The sequence below is a fragment of the Furfurilactobacillus siliginis genome, from assembly GCF_001437435.1.
In the GTDB taxonomy this organism is placed as follows: domain Bacteria; phylum Bacillota; class Bacilli; order Lactobacillales; family Lactobacillaceae; genus Furfurilactobacillus; species Furfurilactobacillus siliginis.
This window is the reverse complement of sequence record NZ_JQCB01000041.1, coordinates 1-577: the sequence shown is the minus strand read 5'-3', so window position 1 is coordinate 577 and position 577 is coordinate 1. Positions and strand designations below refer to the sequence as shown.

General features: G+C 33.1%; 2 protein-coding genes. One reads left to right on the top strand and one right to left on the bottom strand.

Annotation, left to right across the window (positions count from 1 at the left end; genetic code table 11):
* Positions 1–109 (bottom strand): KxYKxGKxW signal peptide domain-containing protein (locus IV55_RS10700; protein WP_146993664.1); only part of this gene is annotated, 109 nt, incomplete at its 3' end.
* A gap of 126 nt (positions 110–235) precedes the next feature.
* On the opposite strand from IV55_RS10700, the gene IV55_RS10080 reads away from it, so the two are divergent.
* The gene (locus IV55_RS10080; protein WP_014919559.1) at positions 236–577 is read left to right on the top strand and encodes a hypothetical protein; all 342 of its coding nucleotides are present in this window, start codon (positions 236–238) and stop codon (positions 575–577) included.

Here is a 577-nt window from a genome sequence, read left to right as displayed (position 1 = left end):
CTACCGTTGATACCCCACCGAAGACAAACAAAGACAGTGAAGCAATCCCGGCAAAAACGAATTTTTTGCCATCTTTATACATTTTATAATGTAATTTCTTTTCTTCCATTATAAACTCCTTCCGGATCAATTATATTGATCTACCATAATTTTTATTATATACTAGCAGAAGAAAAATTAACATGACTAATTCTGCAAAATAAAGCACTTTTTTGTAAATAGTCAGGGAGATATCATGAATCAGTCAACTTTTCAGCTACTTGGTAATGTTGCTTCAGCAGATTTCTACCTTTGTGAAGGCAGTGATATTACTTTAATATCTGATAATAATGCCTATAATATGAAAGCTTTAGCCCAAGAAGCGCTTAAACTGCGTGTTCCTAATTCTTTGACCGTTATTGATTTAAACAACTTCTACGTTGGTATGATCCCTATTGATCATAATCAGATATTGACCATGATTCCTCATATTAACACCACCAATATCCCATTCAATTATCAGGAAATCACTAATTTTATCGGGTCTAGAATTTTTGGTGTTGGAAAGTATTTCCATTCCAAAAGTACTAGGCCCTAA